This window comes from Myxococcus sp. CA051A (genome assembly GCF_013336705.1).
GTDB classification, from domain to species: domain Bacteria; phylum Myxococcota; class Myxococcia; order Myxococcales; family Myxococcaceae; genus Myxococcus; species Myxococcus llanfairpwllgwyngyllgogerychwyrndrobwllllantysiliogogogochensis.
Window position 1 is genome coordinate 136,222 of sequence record NZ_JABUMS010000007.1, and the last position, 18,510, is coordinate 154,731.

14 protein-coding genes are annotated in these 18,510 nt (G+C 67.9%); 4 read left to right on the plus strand and 10 right to left on the minus strand.

Going from position 1 to position 18,510, the window contains the following annotated elements; translation table 11 throughout:
• The first annotated feature begins 180 nt into the window (after positions 1–180).
• Positions 181–1,638 (plus strand): reverse transcriptase family protein, encoded by a 1,458-nt coding sequence (locus HUA74_RS21245; RefSeq protein WP_174455982.1) that lies wholly within the window; start codon positions 181–183, stop codon positions 1,636–1,638.
• Positions 1,639–1,647: 9 nt separating this feature from the next.
• On the opposite strand, the gene HUA74_RS21250 is transcribed toward HUA74_RS21245, so the two are convergent.
• Entirely contained in the window at positions 1,648–2,553 is a 906-nt protein-coding gene (locus HUA74_RS21250) for an alpha/beta hydrolase (RefSeq protein ID WP_174455983.1), read from the minus strand.
• Between the two features lie 166 nt (positions 2,554–2,719).
• Between HUA74_RS21250 and HUA74_RS21255 the strand changes: the two genes are divergently transcribed.
• Positions 2,720–4,246: a GMC family oxidoreductase gene (locus HUA74_RS21255; RefSeq protein ID WP_174455984.1), complete on the plus strand. Its 1,527-nt coding sequence runs from the start codon at positions 2,720–2,722 to the stop codon at positions 4,244–4,246.
• Positions 4,247–4,306: 60 nt separating this feature from the next.
• Here the strand turns inward: HUA74_RS21255 and HUA74_RS21260 are convergent, their stop codons facing one another.
• From HUA74_RS21260 to HUA74_RS21280, 5 genes are all read right to left on the minus strand, one after another.
• Positions 4,307–4,450 (minus strand): hypothetical protein, encoded by a 144-nt coding sequence (locus tag HUA74_RS21260; protein ID WP_174455985.1) that lies wholly within the window; start codon positions 4,448–4,450, stop codon positions 4,307–4,309.
• A 202-nt stretch (positions 4,451–4,652) separates the two neighbouring features.
• The gene (locus HUA74_RS21265; protein WP_371745645.1) at positions 4,653–5,063 is read right to left on the minus strand and encodes a hypothetical protein; all 411 of its coding nucleotides are present in this window, start codon (positions 5,061–5,063) and stop codon (positions 4,653–4,655) included.
• Positions 5,064–5,161: 98 nt separating this feature from the next.
• Complete coding sequence (locus tag HUA74_RS21270; protein WP_174455987.1) at positions 5,162–6,325, minus strand: bestrophin family protein; 1,164 nt, start codon at positions 6,323–6,325, stop codon at positions 5,162–5,164.
• A 349-nt stretch (positions 6,326–6,674) separates the two neighbouring features.
• Positions 6,675–8,309: an apolipoprotein N-acyltransferase gene (gene lnt / locus HUA74_RS21275; RefSeq protein ID WP_371817280.1), complete on the minus strand. Its 1,635-nt coding sequence runs from the start codon at positions 8,307–8,309 to the stop codon at positions 6,675–6,677.
• Positions 8,306–8,968, minus strand: a complete 663-nt coding sequence (locus HUA74_RS21280; protein WP_174455988.1) for a hypothetical protein — start codon at positions 8,966–8,968, stop codon at positions 8,306–8,308. Before HUA74_RS21280 ends, lnt begins: the two co-directional genes overlap by 4 nt.
• A 95-nt stretch (positions 8,969–9,063) precedes the next feature.
• On the opposite strand from HUA74_RS21280, the gene HUA74_RS21285 reads away from it, so the two are divergent.
• Entirely contained in the window at positions 9,064–9,987 is a 924-nt protein-coding gene (locus HUA74_RS21285) for a hypothetical protein (RefSeq protein WP_174455989.1), read from the plus strand.
• Between the two features lie 93 nt (positions 9,988–10,080).
• Here the strand turns inward: HUA74_RS21285 and HUA74_RS21290 are convergent, their stop codons facing one another.
• Positions 10,081–11,169 carry an SGNH/GDSL hydrolase family protein gene (locus HUA74_RS21290; protein ID WP_141644499.1) on the minus strand — a complete coding sequence of 363 codons (1,089 nt, stop codon included), beginning with the start codon at positions 11,167–11,169 and terminating at the stop codon, positions 10,081–10,083.
• Between the two features lie 221 nt (positions 11,170–11,390).
• Here HUA74_RS21290 and HUA74_RS21295 point away from each other — a divergent pair, with 221 nt between their 5' ends.
• On the plus strand, positions 11,391–12,698 hold the full coding sequence (locus HUA74_RS21295; RefSeq protein ID WP_174455990.1) for a chloride channel protein: 1,308 nt from the start codon (positions 11,391–11,393) through the stop codon (positions 12,696–12,698).
• On the opposite strand, the gene HUA74_RS21300 is transcribed toward HUA74_RS21295, so the two are convergent.
• The 3 genes from HUA74_RS21300 to HUA74_RS21310 all read right to left on the minus strand — a co-directional run bounded on the left by HUA74_RS21300 (position 12,683) and on the right by HUA74_RS21310 (position 18,302).
• Positions 12,683–14,974, minus strand: a complete 2,292-nt coding sequence (locus HUA74_RS21300) for a putative metal-binding motif-containing protein (protein WP_174455991.1) — start codon at positions 14,972–14,974, stop codon at positions 12,683–12,685. The two genes, HUA74_RS21295 and HUA74_RS21300, sit on opposite strands and share 16 nt — an antisense overlap.
• Positions 14,971–15,840 carry a hypothetical protein gene (locus HUA74_RS21305; protein ID WP_174455992.1) on the minus strand — a complete coding sequence of 290 codons (870 nt, stop codon included), beginning with the start codon at positions 15,838–15,840 and terminating at the stop codon, positions 14,971–14,973. Before HUA74_RS21305 ends, HUA74_RS21300 begins: the two co-directional genes overlap by 4 nt.
• A 122-nt stretch (positions 15,841–15,962) precedes the next feature.
• Positions 15,963–18,302, minus strand: a complete 2,340-nt coding sequence (locus HUA74_RS21310; RefSeq protein ID WP_174455993.1) for a putative metal-binding motif-containing protein — start codon at positions 18,300–18,302, stop codon at positions 15,963–15,965.
• Positions 18,303–18,510: the final 208 nt, after the last annotated feature.

Genomic DNA, 18,510 nt, shown 5'->3' on the forward strand with positions numbered 1-18,510 from the left:
GGGCAGCTGAGCCAACGACGCGATCGCCGTTTGCCCCCGCAGGCCGTAGTGCCTAGGAGGGGAGAGCCGGTGAGGCTACCGTGCACCAGGTAAGATGGTGGTGCTTTCCTGGCCTCCCTCGACTGCTCGTGATGATTGCCCGCCTCGTCCGACGCCGACGCGCCCCCTCGAGGTTCTGACATGACCGCCAGGCTGGAGTCGTTCGTCCCCGCAGCAGCGCCGCAGGCCGTTGCCACCCCTGCGCCCCAGGCTCCCGCCGCCAACGCGGTCGCCCAGCGCGAGGCCCGCCGCGCCGCGCATGAAGCCCTGCTCATCCGCTGGAAGGCCATCGTCGAAGCAGGCGGCGCCGAGTCGTGGGCCCAGGGCCAGCTCGTCTCGCGCGGCCTCGCCGTGGCGGACCTGGACTTCTCCGGCGCCTCCGAGAAGGAGAAGACCGCCTGGAAGGAGAAGAAGAAGGCCGAGGCCGCCGAGCTCCGCGCCCTGGGCCGCCAGGCCCATGAGGCCTGGAAGGCCACGCACATCAGCCATCTGGGCGCTGGCGTGCACTGGAAGGAAGACGCCGGCTCCGACAAGTTCGACGTCGCCCACCGCGAGGAGCGCGCGAAGTCCAACGGTCTGCCGGAGCTGGGCACCGTGGACGCGCTCGCCAAGGCGCTCGGACTCAGCGTCTCCAAGCTGCGCTGGTTCGCGTTCCACCGCGAGGTGGACACCGGCTCGCACTACATCAGCTGGGGCATCCCCAAGCGCGACGGCGGCACGCGCACGATTACGTCCCCCAAGCCGGAGCTGAAGCAGGCCCAGCGCTGGGTGCTGTCCAACGTGGTGGAGCGGCTGCCCGTGCACGGCGCGGCGCACGGCTTCGTCGCGGGACGCTCCATCCTCACCAACGCGCTCGCCCACCACGGCGCGGACGTGGTGGTGAAGGTGGACTTGAAGGACTTCTTCCCCACCGTGACGTGGCGGCGGGTGAAGGGCCTGCTGCGCAAGGGCGGCTTGCAGGAGAACACCGCCACGCTGCTGTCGCTGATGGCCACCGAGGCGCCTCGCGAGACGGTGCAGTTCCGCGGCAAGACGCTCTACGTCGCCAAGGGTCCCCGCGCGCTGCCGCAGGGCGCGCCCACGTCTCCCGGCATCACCAACGCGCTGTGCCTCAAGCTGGACAAGCGCCTGTCCGCGCTGTCGAAGCGCCTGGGCTTCATCTACACGCGCTACGCGGACGACCTCACCTTCTCCTGGACGAAGACGAAGCAGCCCAAGGCGAAGCGGGCGCAGGGCCCCGCGGTGTCGGTGCTGCTCGCGCGCGTGAAGGAAGTCGTCGAGGACGAGGGCTTCCATGTTCACCCGAACAAGACGCGGGTGAGCCGCAAGGGCACGCGTCAGCAAGTCACGGGGCTGGTGGTGAACAAGGCCCGGGACGGCGTGGCGTCCGCGCGAGTCCCGCGCGACGTGGTGCGCCGCCTGCGCGCCGCCATCCACAACCGCCAGAAGGGCAAGCCCGGCCGAGAGGGCGAGTCCCTGGAGCAGCTCAAGGGCATGGCCGCCTTCGTCTACATGACGGACGCGGACAAGGGCCGCGCCTTCCTCAAGGACGTGGAAGCGCTCGAGGCCCGCGAGAAGGAAACCCCGAAGGTCGCCTGACCGTCGTCGTCAGGGCACCGCCGGGGCCGCGCTTCCGGCGGCACCCTCCCCGCCCGACAGCAGCGCCGCATCGAAGAAGGCGCGCAGTCGGCGGGGATACTCCTGGGGCTCCACGTCGCTGAAGCCTCCATGACTCGCGCCCTGGATGCGCCATGTCTGGGCGTACTCGCGCACGTGGGCGAACAGCTCGTCCGCGAGCGGCTGGCCGGACTCCTCCGTGCCCATGACGATGAGCAGCGGCCGGGGACGGATGTGGTCCACCGCGTCGATGGTGCGCACCTCGTCGAGCGCGATTCCCCGGCGCCAGAAGGGCACCAGCGCGCCGGACTGGGACACGAAGCCGAAGCGGCGAAAGTCATACGCCGCCGCCAGCCACAACGTGTTGAACGGAGACAGCAGCACCACCGCGCGCACGCCCGTGTCCTTCGCGGCGACCTCCGCCACGGCGGCCGAGCCAATTGAAAAACCGAGGGCCGCCACCTTCCCGGGGTCCACGTCAGGGCGAGCTCGCACGAAGGCCAGCGCGGCGCGCACGTCCAGCCGCTCCTTGTCACCCCACGTGGATGTCTCACCCTGGCTCTCGCCATGGGCGCGCAAATCGAACAGCAGCACGCCGTAGCCCGCGTCGCGCAGGATGCGCGCCTCTGGCAACAGGTCCGCGCGTGTCTGGGATAACCCATGCGCCATCACCACGGCGGCGCGGTTGCGCGAGGGCACATACCAGCCACGCAATTCCAGCCCATCCTCGGTGAACAAACGCACGTCTTGCGCCTGCGCGAAATCAGCGGGCCGCGTGGGAGGCGTGCGGGGATAGTGGAAGTACGCCTCCGAGTGGCGCAGGGCCCGTCCGAAGAGGGCCAGGGCGACGAGCACCCCCAACACCAGCACGCCCGCGACAACCCTCCAGCCCTTCATGAAACACCTTCCCCGGGTCATGCCCGGCTGCCCGTCCAGCTTCACGCGAGTCACCCGCGACACAGGGGGGCGTCCATGGTCAACCTCGCGCGTGCCAGCTTACACTGGCGTGATTCAACTCGCGGTGACGCATACCGCGCATCACCTTTGCACTCGCAGGGATGCTGTGAGCACGTCCAAGAAGACTTTCGATGCGGTGGTGGTGGGCTCCGGAGCGTGTGGCGGCTGGGCAGCCAAGCAGCTCACGGAAGCAGGGTTGAACGTGCTGGTGCTGGAGGCCGGGCGGAGCGACCGGGCGGACCGCCTGCTCTGGGTGTGGCACCGCCTCCGTCAGAAGCTGCTCGGCTACCAGGCGGAGACGGACACCACGCGCAAGCAGCGCCAGTCGGTGCAGTCCACCACCTTCGCGTGGCCCTTCCATCCGCACGCGTTCGTGGATGACGTCGACAATCCCTACACGACGCCGGGCGACGCGCCCTTCACGTGGATTCGCGCACGGCAGGTCGGCGGGCGCACGTCGGTGAAGGCGCACGGCCGCCAGTTCTACCGGCTGTCTGACTTCAACTTCAAGGCAGGCGGGCTCGACGGCCAGGGTCCGGACTGGCCCCTGACGCTGGCGGAGCTGGCGCCGCACTACGAGACGGTGGAGCGGTGGATGGGCCTCTCCGGCAACACGGACGGGCTGGACACGCTGCCCGACTCCGTCTTCGCCTCCTCCATCGCGATGAACCCCGCCGAGCAGCACCTCAAGCAACACGTGGAGCGCCGCTGGCCCGAGCGCCGCGTCGTCGTCCGTCGTACCGCGGGCGCCCCCATCACCCTCCCCGCCGCGATGAAGACGGGCCGCCTCACCCTGCGCACCCACGCCGTGGTGAACCAGGTGCTGCACGACGCGAAGACGGGCCGAGTCACCGGCGTCACCTACGTCGACACCGAATCCGGCAAGACGCACGAGGCGCACGGCCGCGTGGTGATTCTGGCTGCGGGGACCATCGAGACGACGCGGCTGCTGTTGCACTCGAAGAGCGCGGCGTTCCCGGACGGGCTGGGCAACTCCTCGGGGCAGCTCGGCCGCAACCTGATGGACCACACGTACCTGCTCGGCATCGAAGCGAAGATGAACCTGCCGCCCGAGCAGCAGCGCGCCGAGCAGAGCTGGGCGTACATTCCGCAGTTCCGCAACGTCACGTCCCGCGAGGAGGGCTTCGCGCGAGGCTATGGCGTGCAGGTCTTCACCTTCGCGGACAGCTGTCACTTCGTCCCCTTCGGGGAGATGGTGCCGCGCGCGGGCAACCGCGTGACGTTGAGCGCCACGGTGAAGGACCGCTGGGGGATTCCGGCGGCGCACATCGACTGCCGTCACTCGGAGAACGAGCTGCGGATGTGCAAGGACGCCGTGGCGGCGTGTCAGGAGATGATGAAGGAAGCGGGCTTCACGGTGGAGAAGGTGAACGACACCCTGTCCACGCCGGGCATGGCCATCCACGAGGTGGGCACCGCCCGCATGGGCACTGACGCGAAGACGTCCGTGCTCAATCCGTGGAGCCAGAGCTGGGACGTACCCAACCTCCTCGTCATGGACGGCGCGAGCTTCCCCTCGCAGGGGCCGCAGAACCCCACGCTGACGATGATGGCCCTCGCCGTGCGAGCCAGCGCGCACCTGGTCGACGAGCTGAAGGCCGGCAAGCTCTAGGGCCCTGACGCGAGGGACGCGGCCACTTCGCTCCACGTGGCCGCGTCCTCGAAGCAAGCCTCACGCGTCGGGCTTGGTGTGCTTCTCGTGCTCCTTGGGCTTCTCGCGCAGGCTGATTCTCGAGCTCCACATCGCGGGCGTCATCACCACGATGAGCAGCGTCAACAGCACGGTGCCAATCATCAACTCCCAAATCATGTCCATGGTCTCGCTCTACTGAAGGCGGGCTGACGGCATGCCGGAGCGACAGACCTCTCGCACACGGCTCCTGAATGCATTCCGGAGGCGAGGGCGCGCTTGCCCCAAGACACGGGGACGCGACCTCGCCCAGGGCACGGAGCCGCAAGTCGTGGGCCTCGACAGGAACCGAGGACACACCACGAGCCAGCCCCGTGCGCCGGAGCGCTCAGAGGAGCAGCGTGCGGATGCGGAGGAAGACAGGAGGCCCCTGTGACGGGGGCACGTTCCAGAGAGACAGGGAGCGTTGCGAGCCCCACTCGGGCGCCTTGAGCGGCAGCCAGGCGACCGGCGGCACGGCGACGGGCGGCGCGACGAAGGGACTGGCACTGGAGAGACTGCCCTCGGTGGGAGCAGGCAGGTCCCAGTGCGGCTCCTCGCAGCAGTCCCACTGGAGCGTCGGCTGACCGTGGGAGTCCGCGTGGGAGGAGTCCGCTTTCGAGTGCTCATGGCAGCGGCACTTGGAAGCGCGCGTCTGGACCTGCTTCTCGCAGTAGTGCCCCAGCCCCGCCACACCGCTGGCGGCGACCTGCCAGCCGAGGAGCAGCACGAGCGTGAGGAGACGCGACAGTCCAGACACGATGCCTCGGGTATACGCCCCGCCAGCACCCTCCGCAACGCGCGCACCCGGAGCGGACCGCGCCACACTGACAGGGCCCATTCGAGAAGCTCGCGGCCTCAGTAGAGCAGTCCGTCCTTGGGTTGCACGGGCTGGGGAAGCTCCGTCTCCCCGAGCATCTGTCTCAGGTTGATTTCGATGGTCCGACTGAGGGCCGTCATCGGCGTGTCGCTGAGGTCGTCCTCGAACGGTGTCTCGATATCCCGCCCGACGGCGTCCAGGCCGATGAACAGGAACGCGATGATGGCGGTGACGGCCGGAGTGAGCCAGCCCAGCTCCTCCACGACACCGAGCGGCAGCAGCACCAGGTAGGCGCGCGTCATCGCGAACAGCAGGCTGTCGTACTGGCGCGGCAGCGGCGTGTTCTTGATGCGCTCACAGGCGCCCAGCAGGTTGGTCATCTCGGTCAGTGTCCGGTCCATCGTCACGTGGAGGAACAGCACCTTCTGCGGGTCTGACACCTGGCCGTAGATGCGGCGCAGGCGCGTCGCCATCCACAGCAGAATCGCGGAGGGGACGTTGTGCTCCTCGCGCAGGGCGTCGATGACGTCGGGCCGGAAGAAGGCGACAATCTCCGGCAGCGGGTCCTGACGGCGCAGATGACAGCGCAGCGCGTGTACGAAGCCCATCTGCGCGTAGACCAGCTCGCGTGCGTCCTCGGTGATGTCTTCGACCATCCGGGTGATGACGCCGCGCGGCTCGCCCTGGGCCTGAAGCGGAGTACCGAGCACCGCGACCTCGCCCGACGTGTCGCGCGCGCCGGAGGGCACCCGTGCCTGACCGAACCTGTCTCGGACCGCGCCGTCGCTCGCCCGAGTGCCGCGCACCGTCAGCAGGGCACTGGGGCGGTCCACCGCGCTGCGCAGCAGGCGCGAGGGCACCGCGGCCAGCTCCAGCTCCGTGAGTTCGTCACCCGGCTGGCGTCCGGGACGGGGGAGCAGCGTGAGCACCTGACGAGCGAAGGTCCGAGACCAGTTCACCACGCCGCCCCACAGCGTGCGGGCCTCCCACCAACGGTCGTAGGCGGAGTTGTTGCGGAAGGCGAGCAGCACACCCAGCGCCGCGGCGAGCACGGAGATGGGCATCGTGGGCACCGCCATCCAGGACGCGCCGAACACGCGATAGCCCACGACGATGGCCAGGGCGAAGAAGACATGCACGGCCACGGGGATGCCCGTGTAGCGGAGGATGATGTGCCAGGAGAGCCTCCGGCCGACAATCATTGCGCGAGCGCTCCAGGGTGAGAACTGCCTGCCCGGAGCGTCTAATTCCGGAGGTGCGGGCCGACAACGGCCAGCCGCGCACCGCCGCGAGGATGTGTCACGCAGACGCGCTGTCGGGTGGCGCACTGTCCTGGAGCGAGCAGAGCCGCTTCGGCGGTGGCCCCTCTCCGCGACGTCCTCACCCCGTCACGGCCCGCGATGGGCACCCATGCAGTCCGCGAGCGTCGTCGCGAGCAACACCTCCGATGACCCGCGCGCCGCCGCGTCAGTACCGCTCGCCCCGTCCACCGAGCACCGCGCCGCCGCGTCAGTACCGCTCGCCCCGTCCACCGAGCACCGCACCACCGCGTCAGTACCGCTCGCCCCGTCCACCGAGCACCGCGCCGCCGAGCAGCGCCACCGCCATCACCAGCGCCACGGGCCCCAGCCAGTTGCCCCACCTCCGCGCCAGGAAATAACCCGCGGTGTGCCAGGGCACGCGCATGACGGCGGTGCCGCGCTGGCCATCGCCAATCTCCGTCAGGATTTCGCCCGTGTCGTCGATGAGCGCGGAGACGCCCGAGTTCGTCACCCGCACCTGGGGCCGGCGCGTCTCGATGCTGCGGAAGACCGCGTGCGTGAGGTGCAGCCTGGGCCCGGGCGTGCCCCCGAACCACGAGTCATTCGACAGCGTGAGCAGCAGGTCCGCGGTGGCAGTCGCCTCATCCGCGACATAGGAGGGGAAGAGGGTGTCGTAGCAGATGAGCGGCGCCACCCTGAGTATCCGCCCGTCGCGCCGCTTCAGCAGCACCGTTCGCGGCCCCGAGCCCGGCGACCAGCGCCCCGTCCACGGCAGCCACTCGCGCAGGCCCGGAGAGTCGATGAGCTCCGGCACCCACTCCGTCAACGGGAAGAGCTTCGACTTGCGGTACACCTTGCGCGTCGGTGCCTCTCCTTCTTTGTCTCCCGGTGACAGGAACATGGCGGCGTTGAACTCCTTTCCGCCCTCCACGTCATACGAGCCGAAGATGAGCGGCACGTTCCGCGCGGCGACATAGGCGGAAATCTCGGCGTCTAGCTCCGCGCCCGCCTCGCTCTTGGGCACGCCGAAGGGCGTCGGGTACACCGTCTCCGGCCAGATGAGCACATCCAGAGGAGCCTCGCGCAGCAGCGAGTCCGACAGCGCGTAGTGCGTGTCGAGAATCATCCGCACCACTTCGTAGGTGCCGTGCTCCGCCTTGAGCTTCTCGTAGTTGATGATGTTGGCCTGCACCGCGCCCACCACCAGCGCCGTCTGTGTGCTCCGCTCCACCACATACTGGGCGAGGCGGAAGGAGCCATAGCCCAGCATCACCACCACCAGCGCCACCGCCGCCACCAGGGGCTTCAGCGCGCCCGGAGCCCCGCGCGTCCTGAACGCGCGCCCCATCGCGAACACACACTCATTGACGAACAGCAGCGCCAGCGTGAGCCCGGGCGCGCCCGCGACGTCCGCGAACTGCCGCAGTCGCTCCGAGTAGACGAAGCCCTGCCCCAGCGTGTCCGCGAAGGGCTTGGGCGCGAGCCACTCCACGCCCACGTACACCAGCACGCTCACCATGGGCGGCAACCACCCGGCCCGATTCCCCACCGCGCGCCGCGCCAACTGCCGCGCCAGCGCCGTGACAGGGAACTGGAGCTGGAACACCGGCGCCAGGAGCAGCATCAACAGCCAGCACAGCCACAGCGGCGCGCCCGAATACGACTGCAGCGCGCCCGGAAACCACCCGAGGACGGCGGCGCTGAAGGTGACGCTGAGCCCCGCGCCCAGCAACAGGGCCTCGCGCGAGGAGCGGGCCCGGTCCACCACCACCAGCCACGGCACCAGCGCCACCCAGCCGAGCAGGGTCCACGGCATCCGGAGCAGCGAGAACACCCACAACGCCAGGGTGGTGGCGAGGACGGCGCCCAGGCCCCCGGAGAAGCGCCGGCCGGACGACGCCTCCTCTCGCCCCAGCAGCGTCAAGGCGCGTCCTTGGACTCGTCGGACTTCGGCAGCTCCAGCATGCGCACGGGCATGCCTGGGGGCGCCAGCTCCGCGGGCACCACGCGATTCTCTGGAATCTCCAGCGGCTGCCCGTTCGCATCCACGGGTTGGTGGTCCGGATGGAACATCAGGATGGCCTCCACGCGCTCACCCTCGTCCGTGGACTGGTAGTGGCGCACGTAGCCGGGAGGCAGCTCGAAGCCCTCGGGCACGACGAGGCCGCGCTTGAGCGGCTTGGTGCCAGGGCGATAGAGCTGAATCCCCGTGGGGCCGGAAGTGGGCACGTCGGGCTCCGTGGCGGGCGCGGGCGGGGCGGTGGGCTCCCCCATGACGGGCGTGGCATCCCCCAGCAGCGGCTCCTTCGCCGGCGGCCTGCGCACGGGCGCGCGCGCCACCACGGGCTCAGGCGCGGTGACGGGCGGCGGCGGGGCTTCGACATAGGGCGTGTCCTCCACCTCCACCTCCACGTCGGAGGCGCTCAGCCACGCGCTCAGCGCGATGCACAGCACGGTGAAGACGAGCGCGCCGCCCACCAGCCACCGCGCGACACCGCCTCCAGGGGAAGCGCGAGTCGGGGCGACATGGGTGACGCCGTCACGGTCGACACGCCGTTCAGGGGATGGTTGCTGCGGCCGCATGCTCGCCGTGAGACCTCCGCGCTGCGTATGCTACGGACACCCTCTCGCCGAGGCAATGTGGCCACTCCCGGCGACCACTCCCCGCCCCTCGCGCCATGAGCTCCCCTTCCGTCGACACCCTCCCTGTCAGCGCGCCGCCGCCCACGGCCTCGCCCACCGTCGAGCCCGAGCGCTTCACGCTCCATGCCTGGACCTCCGCGCGACGCGGCGTGGCGATGTCGGCCCGCTTCGTCACCGTGGGCAGCCTGCTCTTCTTCACCGCCTGGTTGCTGTGGGACATCCTCGAGGGCGCGGAGACGCTCAAGGCCGAGCCCCTCGTCTGGAGCCTCGTCCTGGGCGGAGGCCTGCCCGTGGCCCTGGTGGCCGCGCTGCGCTCGCGCGCCCGCGCCACGCTGGAGGTGGGCGCCAGCACCCTGACGCTCACGCTGCGCGACGGCGCCCGGCTGGAGATTCCGCTCGACGCCGTGGAGTCCGTGCGTCCCTGGCGCCTGCCACTCCCTGGGCCCGGGCTGACGCTGCGCCTGAAGTCAGGACGCGCGCTCGGCTACGGCCTGGAGGCCGAGGACGCGGTGCCGCTCCTGGAGGCGCTCGCTCGACGCGAGGGCTCGCTGGGCGCGGCGGTGACACATCCGCTGGTCCGCTATGGGCGGGCGCGCCGGGAGCTGTGGCGCAAGCGCTGGTATCACCTGGTGCTCAAGCTCGTCGTCTTCCCGCTCGTGCCCGCGGGCATCTTCTTCCGGGCGCACCAGTACATCGCCTTCGGCGGTCCGTTCGGCGAGTACCAGCTCAACGGGCTGAAGGCCTATCTGCTCTCGTTCGGTCGCTACTACGCGCCGGTGACGCTGAGCCTGCTGCTCATCGCGTGCTTCTGGCGGGGCGTGGCGGAGCTGGTGTCGTTGGCCGCGGCGCGCTTCACGCCGTCGTGGACGCGGGGCGTGCGCAGGGGCGTCGAGTGGCTCTGCCGGCTCGGGTACTACGCGGGCATCATGGCCTTCACCGCGTCGCGCTTCCTGATGTGACATGAGCGGCGCCGGAAACGACGAAGCCCCCGACTCTTCGCGAGAGTCGGAGGCCTCGAGGTGAAGCTCACCCGCCCGACGCGGGTGCGAGCATCAGGGAGCGGTGGGGTTGAAGCGCGCGCTCTCCCAGCCCATGCGCTCGTGGCCCGTCTTGTTCCACTCGGGGTTCTTGCCGTCGACCACCTGCGCGTCCGTGAACTGGGGCGCGCCCGTGCCGGAGCCCGAGCCGGAGAAGATGCTCACGCTGATGGTGGTGCCGAAGTACGTCGGGTGGGTGTTGTCCGACTGGATGTAGTCGTAGCTGGTGCTGGCGTTGACGAAGTGCGTGTTCGCGTCGCGCAGCGTGGAGCGCAGCGCGCCGGTGATGCGAGCGACATACGCATCCTCCGTCTCACCCGCGACGTAGCGCAGGGCGGCCGAGTCCACCTGGCCGTCGCCGTTCGAGTCGTAGTCCGCGCCCATCATCTCCGCGAAGGAGTCCGCGCACTGGAAGCCGTACCGCGCCGCCAGGTTGCAGGTGCGCCAGTTGCTGCGGGCCAGCAGGGGGAGGAACTTCACCTGCTTGTTGATGGTGGCACCCGTCGCCGAGTCCTTGCAGGCCGTCTGGACGTTGTCCGCGGCGAAGCCCGGGTAGTAGATGTTGGAGACAATCTTGACCTTGGCGGAGGTCGCGTACTGGTTGATGGCCTGCATGGCCCTCTCCGTGTACGTGGTGCAGGCCGCCAGCGCCGCCTCCAGGCCGCTGTAGTTACAGGTGCCCGTCTGGTCCGTGAAGGCGCTGCGCGCCTGCAGGTAGTCGTTGCCGCACATCTCGAACATCACGGCGCGCGTGTTGGCCGTCTGCATGTACGAGCGCTCGGAGACAATCTTGTTGTTGTAGATGTCGTCGGCCCGCGCGCCGGACTTCGTGCGGCGGATGACCTCGATGTCCGTGTTCCACAGCTTCGCCAGGTACTCGCCCTGGACGACGGGGGCCGCGCGGCGCGCAACGCCACCGATGCCACCGTTGTAGCCCGCATAGATGGAGTCGCCGTAAGCCACGACGCGATACTTCGTCGTGGACGTGGACCGGTCGATGGTCCACGACGTGTTCTGGTTGATGGTGCTCGCCATCGCGCTACCACTCACCGTGGCGGCCGCGACAACGGCGACGAAGGACAGCCCATTGCGACGGAAGGACATGCCCGCTCTCTTTTCTTCCCGCTGGGGGAATGTAGGGGGAAACCGAACGCTACACGCCGTCGATTCGCGAATCACCCGCAAACTGGAATAACGCGAGCAGTCAGAATTCGCGGATTGCATGGAACCCAAAGTGTCGCGCCCTTGGGTTGTCTGATTCCTGACGCGCCGCGACGTATGACGCGGTGTTTCACGATGTTTCAACAGTCTCGGAGGGAGGCGCGGTGAGGTGGACGGGAGGAGCGCGAGTGCTGGGGCAGTGGTTGGTGCTCGGGGCGTTGGTGGGGGTGGTGTGCGGCGTGGCGTCTGCGGGGTTCCTGTGGCTGCTGGACGCGGCGACACAGCTGCGTGAGCGACAGGGCGCGCTGGTGTACGCGCTGCCGTTGGCGGGGTGGGTGTTGGGGGCGGTGTACGCGAAGTGGGGCGGGCCGGTGCGCGGGGGGAACAACCTGGTGCTCGACACGGTGCACACGGGGGATGCGCAGGTGCCGCTGCGGATGGCGCCGATGGTGTTGGTGGGGACGGTGCTGACGCACCTGTTTGGCGGCAGTGCGGGGCGCGAGGGCACCGCGGTGCAGATGGGCGGGAGCCTGGCGGACTGGGTGGCGCACCGGTTCCGGGCGGGGGCGGATTTGCGGCGGGAGCTCTTGGCGGCGGGAATCGCGGGGGGATTCGGGTCGGTGTTCGGGACGCCGGTGGCGGGGGCGGTGTTCGGGTTGGAGGTCGTGGTGGTGGGGCGGCTCGGCTACGAGGCGCTGCTGCCGGCGCTGGTGGCTTCGGTGGTGGGTGATTTGGTGACGCGGGGGTTGGGCATCCACCACACGGTGTATCCGGTGCCGGGGGTGTTGCCGCTGACGGCGCAGGTGTTGGGAAAGTGGTTGGTGTTCGCGGTGGGGGTGGCGGCGGTAGCGGTGGTGTTCGTGGAGGGGCTGCACCGGCTGAAGGCGTTGTTGGAGCGGCGGGTGCGGTGGTTGCCTTTGCGGATGGCGATGGGTGGGACGGCGGTGGTGTTGCTTTGGTTGTGGGTGGGGACGGATGAGTATCTGGGGTTGGGGGTGCCGGGAATCATCCGAGCGTTCGAGGACCCGGCGCTGCCGGTGTCCGCGTTCGCGTGGAAGCTTGCGTTCACGGTGGTGACGCTGGGCTCGGGGTTCCTGGGCGGAGAGGTGACGCCGCTGTTCTTCATTGGCGCGAGCCTGGGGAACGTGCTGGCGCGGGTGCTGGGATTGCCAGTGGACCTGGGGGCCGCGGTGGGGATGGCGGCGCTGTTCGCGGCGGCGGCGAATACACCGCTGGCGTTGTCCATCATGGCGGTGGAGCTGGTGGGCGCGGGGGTGCTGCCGCACGTGATGATTGTGTCGACGGTGGCGTATCTGCTGACGGGCCACCGGGGGATTTATCCGTCGCAGCGGATTGGACGGAGGAAGCACGGCGGGCCGCTGCTGGAGCGGTGGGTGCCGCTGCGGGAGCTGGAGGCCCCCGGGCCACATGGGCCCGGGGATTCAGGACCGGGAGGTCACGGCTCCGGGTAGTGGAACACGCGGCCGTCCTCACCGACGATCCACAGGTCTCCGGCTGCTGTGATGGCAATGTCGTTCAACGGCACGTTCGCCAGGCTCCCGGTCAGGTCCGGGCCCTTGGCCCAGCCATACGGTGTCAGCCGGTGCAGCTTGCCGCCCGTTCCGCCCGTGCGCTTGTCCACCATGTAGCACTGCTCGTTCAGCGGGTTCTGTGGGCTCTGCGCGTCGTACCGCATCACCACGCTGGTGAAGTCGAACGCCGATGGGGCGTCTGTCTTGTCCCACGTCGTCGCGCCGTCCCAACGCCACGCAGCCCCGCCATCTCCCACCGCGCAGGCCTTGTCCGCGTCCCCCATCCACACCGCCTTGGCATAACCGCCCACGTTGTTGGGAATGAGCGTGTGCGTGCTAGGAGTGGCAGGCCCCCCAGCCGTCACGGCGTAAGACACGATCTTCTGCCCACTGCCCCCTCCCGTTCCTCCCCCCACCGCGAGCAGGAACTCCTCACGCAGAGCATGGAAGCCGTAGTAGTTGAGATTGTTGTTATGCAACTCGGTGAACGGATTCGGACCCGGCACCCACCTGTACAAGTGCCCGCCCGAGTTGCTGACATAGAGAGTCGTCACCCCACCAGACTCGAAGCCCACCATTCCCGTGATGTTATCCGTGGTGGGCAAAGTCCCAGGAGCGCAGACCACACTCGTCCCAGAATGCTTGGTCACCCATCCTCCCTCCCCGCCCAAGTACACACTGCCTGCGGAGTCCACCCAGGAGACCGTCCAGTTGTGGTCCCCGCAGTGGTTCGTGTTGAGCGGAGGGCTCCCGTCAGGGGGCGACGGATTCGCGGTGTCCCCGTAGCTGAAGCTCTCGAACTTCAGATTGGGCGCCTTGCGCACCGCCAGCTTGCCGGCTCGGCCCGCCACCCAGACGGGATATCCCCCCTGCCCCACCGCCACCGTCCTCCAGTCCTGGCTGTCTGAACTCAGGTGATAGCTGACCACATCCCTCAGCGTGCCACCACATGACAGCGGCTCGTCGCTCACGCCCGCGTTGCAGTTGTTGTCGATGGCGTCACACACCTCCGCGAGTCCCGACCTCGCCGCAGGGTCCACGTCATCGCAGTCTCCGTGGACGTTCTCCACGTGGCCGACTTGGGGCGTCTCGTTCGCGCAGACTTCGTCCACCGTCGCGTTCTGGTCTCCGTCTCCGTCTCCGTCACGGTCGGGATAGAACAACCTCGGCGCCCTCGCGTTGCACTCGACGGCCACCTGGTCCCCCGTGCAGGCCCACGTCCCAGCGCAGCTCACGCTGGGGAGGTTGCACGACGTGCCCTTCGTTGGAAACACCTCATCCGCATTCCCGTCGCAGTTGTTGTCGGCGTTGTCGCACGACTCCACCCTGCCCGGCGTGTTGTTGCCGTCATGGTCATTGCAATCGAAGGCCTCGCTCTGAAACCGTTGACGATAGGAGGCGTCAGGCTGACCACACTGGACCTTGACCGTGGCCACACTAAGCGAACCATCCTGGTCGCCGTCTTGGTACCAGTTCTTGTCGCTGCCCTCGTCAGTGGCCCCGTCGCAGTTGTTGTCCTTGTCATCGCAAACATCTGTCTTGCCTGGGATTACGGCCGGATCATCGTCCCTGCAGTCCCCGCCAGTGGTCGCGTACCCCCACACACCGCTCGTCGGCACGCAGTGCTGAATGGCCTCCCCACCAACCCCGTCGCCGTCTGCATCACGGAACATGGCAATTCGGGTCAGGCCCTCATCAGCCCCACCGACGCAGTTGTTATCCTTGTCGTCGCAGATCTCCGGCAGTGAGGGGTTCGTCCTGACGTCGCCGTCATCACAGTCCGTCCCCCCTCTACTCCCCCCCAGCGTGGCAACGTACCCGTCACCGTCCACATCAGGAGTGGCGAGCACCGCCGCGAGTGACCTGCCGACCTCCCCCACCAGTTCCACCCGGTCCACTGCCTTGCCCGCGCAGGTCTGCTCGTGCGCGGTGAGGGTCACCCGCACCTTCTTGCTCCAATCCCCCCTGCGGAGTGCCCTCAGCTCCAATGGCGGCGTCTGACGAGAGAGCGCGCTGCTCTCGACGGTCTGCTCCGTGAAGTTCGCCGGATTCGCTTCATCCTGGGTTCGCATCACGATGCACCCGGTCTTGAAGCTCGGCGAGTAGTCGACCGTGATGCGAACGCCCCTCTCGGCCTCGAGGTCCTCGAGGCTCGGCACGGAACAGCCTCCGAGCACCAGCAGGCTCACGACGACCAGTCTTCCCATGCGGCTCATCGCGCACCTCCCTCGGCCACGGTCGCTTCGGAGGAGTCCATCAAGAGCCACGTCGCCAGCGCGCCCACCGCTGCAGCCGTCGCCGCGCCGAAGAGGATGTTCGCTGTCTGCGCACTGCTCTGTGCCCGTGAATGGTGGGACTCAAGGTCCTCCTGGAGTTGAGCAGACCGCGCATCGTCGATCTGACTGCGCGATGACAGGCCGAACACCGTGCCCACTCCACCCGCCGCGACTCCCGCGCCCAACAACGCCCAGCTCACCACTGGCACCCGTCGTCCTGCGACGCGCACACCTTGGGAGGCTCGCGCCAACTCTTCTTCCACGACGCCTGGTGCCCACGCTTCCGGGACTCCGTCCTCCTTGCTGGGAGGCATCAGGTGAGTCACGGCGACCTCGGTCTCCTTGGTCGGGGGCTTCGCGTCCACTGGCGCGACCTCCACCGCCGCTGCCGTGGGCGCTGTCGGCGAATCCGCGCGTCGACCGGCCACTGACGCGCGGACCTTCGTGCGCTGCGTCTCGAACTCGCGACTCACCTTGGGAGAGACTTGCAAGGGAAGCTGGATCTCAAGCTGGCGTTGGAGCGCCTCGCGGAAGTCCTTGCGCGCGGCCTCCCACCTTCCCATGTCCGCTTGGACAATTCCTCGCAGCAGGGAGAGGGAGACCGCTTCGTCAGGGCCATGCGGCAGGCGACTGGCGTGCTTCAGTCGCTCCAGCGCTCGCTCGTATTCGAGGTCCTCGTAGAGACGGATGGCCTCTGTGATTTGACGTTGGACCTCGCCTTCGGCCCCGTACGCGCTCAGCGGCATCGCCACTGACACGCAAACGAAGACCGCCAGGCATTCCCCCCACAGGCATGACTTGGACATGCCTGGATTCTAAGTCCAAACACAGGCCTCCAGAAAATCCAGACAGGACTTTCCTGTCCAGGTCACCACGCTCCGGCCATTCAGGCCCGAAGCGTGGCGGAGGCCGACAGCGACAGTTACGGCTACGGCTCCGGGTAGTGGAACACCCGGCCGTCCTCACCGACGATCCACAGGTGTCCGGCTTCCGTGATGGCGATGTCGTTCAGCGGCACGTTCGCTAAGCTCCCGGTCAGGTCCGGCCCCTTGGCCCAGCCATACTTCGTCAGCCGGTGCAGCTTGCCGCCATTTGTGGCCGTGCGCTTGTCCACCATGTAGCACTGCTCGTTCAGCGGGTTCTGTGAGTTCTGCGCGTCGTACCGCATCACCACGCTGGTGAAGTCGAACGCCGATGGGGCGTCTGTCTTGGTCCACGTCGTCGCGCCGTTCCAACGCCACACAGCCCCGCCCTCACCCACTGCACAGGCTTTGTCCGCGTCTCCCATCCACACCGCGGTGGCCTTGCCATCCACGTTGGCGGGGTTGGACGTGTGCAGTGTCGGTGTCCCGGTCGGGGTCGTCCCTGTCGTCACGGCGTAGGACACGAACCGCTGCCTATCCGCCCCCCCGCCCGTGCTGTGTCCCACCGCGAGCATGAAGTCCTCTCGCAGGGCGTGCAGGCCGTAGAGGTTGTTGGTGTTGTCGTTCAGCTCCGTGAATGGGGTACCGGCTCCCACCGCCCACCTGTACAGACGCCCATTCGTGTCAGACAGGTAGATGGTCGTCATCCCGCTGGACTCGAAGCCCACCATTCCTGTGATGTTCTGCGTGGTGGGTATCTGCCCTGGCCCACAGGCGGCACTCGTCCCTGCGTGCTTGGCCACCCATCCTCCCTCGCCCCCCAAGAACACACTGCCTTGAGAGTCCACCCAAGAAACCGCCCAATCGTGATTGCCACAATGGTTCGTGTTGAGCGGAGGGCTCCCATCAGGAGGCGACGGATTCGGGGTGTCTCCGAAGCTGAAGCTCTCGAACTTCGCGTTGGCCGCCTTGCGCACCGCCAGCTTGCCGCCTTGGCCCGCGACCCAGACCGGATATCCTCCCTGCCCCACCGCCACCGTCTTCCAGTCCTGGCTGCCTGAAGTCAGGTGATAGCTGACTACGTCCCTCAGCGTGCCACCGCACGACAGCGGCTCGTCGCTCACGCCCGCGTTGCAGTTGTTGTCGATGGCGTCACACACCTCCGCGAGGCCCGAGTTGGCCGCGGGGTCCACGTCATCGCAGTCTCCGTGGAGGTTCTCCACGTGGCCCAGTTGGGGCGTCTCGTTCGCGCAGACTTCGTCCACCGTCGCGTTCTGGTCTCCGTCTCCGTCACCGTCACGGTCGGGGTAGAACAACCTCGGCGCCCTCGCGTTGCACTCCACGGCCGACTGGGCCGCATTGCAGACCCACGTCCCAGCGCAGCTCACACCGGAGAGATTGCACGCCGTATTCTTCGTCGGAAACGCCTCATCCGGGTTCCCGTCGCAGTTGTTGTCCGCGCCATCGCACAACTCCGTCTTGCCCGGCGTGTTGTTGCCGTTGGCGTCGTTGCAGTCGAAGTCCTCGTTCTGAATCCGTTGACGATAGGAGGCGTCAGGCCGACCGCACTGGACCTTGACTGTGAGCGCGCCAAGCGAACCATCCTGGTCGCCGTCTTGGTACCAGTTCTTGTCATTGCCCTCGTCCACGACCAGGTCGCAGTTGTTGTCCTTGTCATCGCAAACGTCCGGCTTACCCGGGGCGATGGCAGTATCTCCGTCCCCGCAGTCACCGCCAACAGTTGCATAACCAGTGACACCGGCTGCCGGCACGCAGTGACTAATCGATGCGTTACCAAACCCATCTCCATCCCCATCAAGGAACATGGGCACTTTGGCGAGCCCCTCATCAGCCTCTTGACCGACGCAGTTGTTGTCCTTGTTGTCGCAGATCTCCGCCTGCCCGGGGTTCCTCATGGCGTCGGCGTCGTCGCAGTCCGTTCCCTTCTTGTCGCCGGCCATGGAAACGAAACCGTCGTCGTCCGCATCGACGGTCACAAGCGTCAACGCGGCCATGTCCTTGACGTCTTCGCTGGGGAATTCGAACACCCTCTCAGCGATATCGACCTGCTGGCCAACAACGGCCAACGGCTCTTCGGTTCCAGCACACGGTCTCTCGTACGCGGTGACCGTCACCTTGAACTTGTTGCTCCAGCCGTCCTTCTTGACCACGGCCACCGTCAAGATGGGGGACGGAACTTCCGAAGTGGGCGTCGCCCGCTGCTTCGGAGCAACGACCTCCTCCAGCTTCAAGTCCGGGTTCGCATCATCCTGGACGACGACTTTGAAACACCCCTTCTGAAATCCAGAGGTGTACTCAACGGGGATTCGGACCGCCGCCTGCTCCTTCGACTTGGAGCACGCGAGGACCAGCAAAGGGAGCAGGCACAAGGCAAGGCGACGCATGGGGCGCACTCTACCGCAGCCTCCCCCCCGCTCGCGCTCCCCTCTTGCTTCCCGCCTCCTCGCCCTCACCCCTCTCGGAAAACTCCGGCCCGGCCGTCCAGGCACACGGGCCCCTGCCCCCCTCTCCCAGCATTCCAAGATTCCGAGCCCACCCACCCGCACCCGGGACGCCAGGGGCTCCTCGCCCCCGGCATCCCCAAGGCTGACG

Excerpts from the sequence above, each read along its gene's own strand:
- HUA74_RS21245 (WP_174455982.1), top strand. The coding sequence starts at position 181 with ATGACCGCCAGGCTGGAGTCGTTCGTCCCCGCAGCAGCGCCGCAGGCC.
- HUA74_RS21250 (WP_174455983.1), bottom strand. The coding sequence starts at position 2,553 with ATGAAGGGCTGGAGGGTTGTCGCGGGCGTGCTGGTGTTGGGGGTGCTC.
- HUA74_RS21260 (WP_174455985.1), bottom strand. The coding sequence starts at position 4,450 with ATGGACATGATTTGGGAGTTGATGATTGGCACCGTGCTGTTGACGCTG.
- HUA74_RS21270 (WP_174455987.1), bottom strand. The coding sequence starts at position 6,325 with ATGATTGTCGGCCGGAGGCTCTCCTGGCACATCATCCTCCGCTACACG.
- HUA74_RS21280 (WP_174455988.1), bottom strand. The coding sequence starts at position 8,968 with ATGCGGCCGCAGCAACCATCCCCTGAACGGCGTGTCGACCGTGACGGC.
- HUA74_RS21285 (WP_174455989.1), top strand. The coding sequence starts at position 9,064 with ATGAGCTCCCCTTCCGTCGACACCCTCCCTGTCAGCGCGCCGCCGCCC.
- HUA74_RS21290 (WP_141644499.1), bottom strand. The coding sequence starts at position 11,169 with ATGTCCTTCCGTCGCAATGGGCTGTCCTTCGTCGCCGTTGTCGCGGCC.
- HUA74_RS21300 (WP_174455991.1), bottom strand. The coding sequence starts at position 14,974 with ATGAGCCGCATGGGAAGACTGGTCGTCGTGAGCCTGCTGGTGCTCGGA.
- HUA74_RS21305 (WP_174455992.1), bottom strand. The coding sequence starts at position 15,840 with ATGTCCAAGTCATGCCTGTGGGGGGAATGCCTGGCGGTCTTCGTTTGC.
- HUA74_RS21310 (WP_174455993.1), bottom strand. The coding sequence starts at position 18,302 with ATGCGTCGCCTTGCCTTGTGCCTGCTCCCTTTGCTGGTCCTCGCGTGC.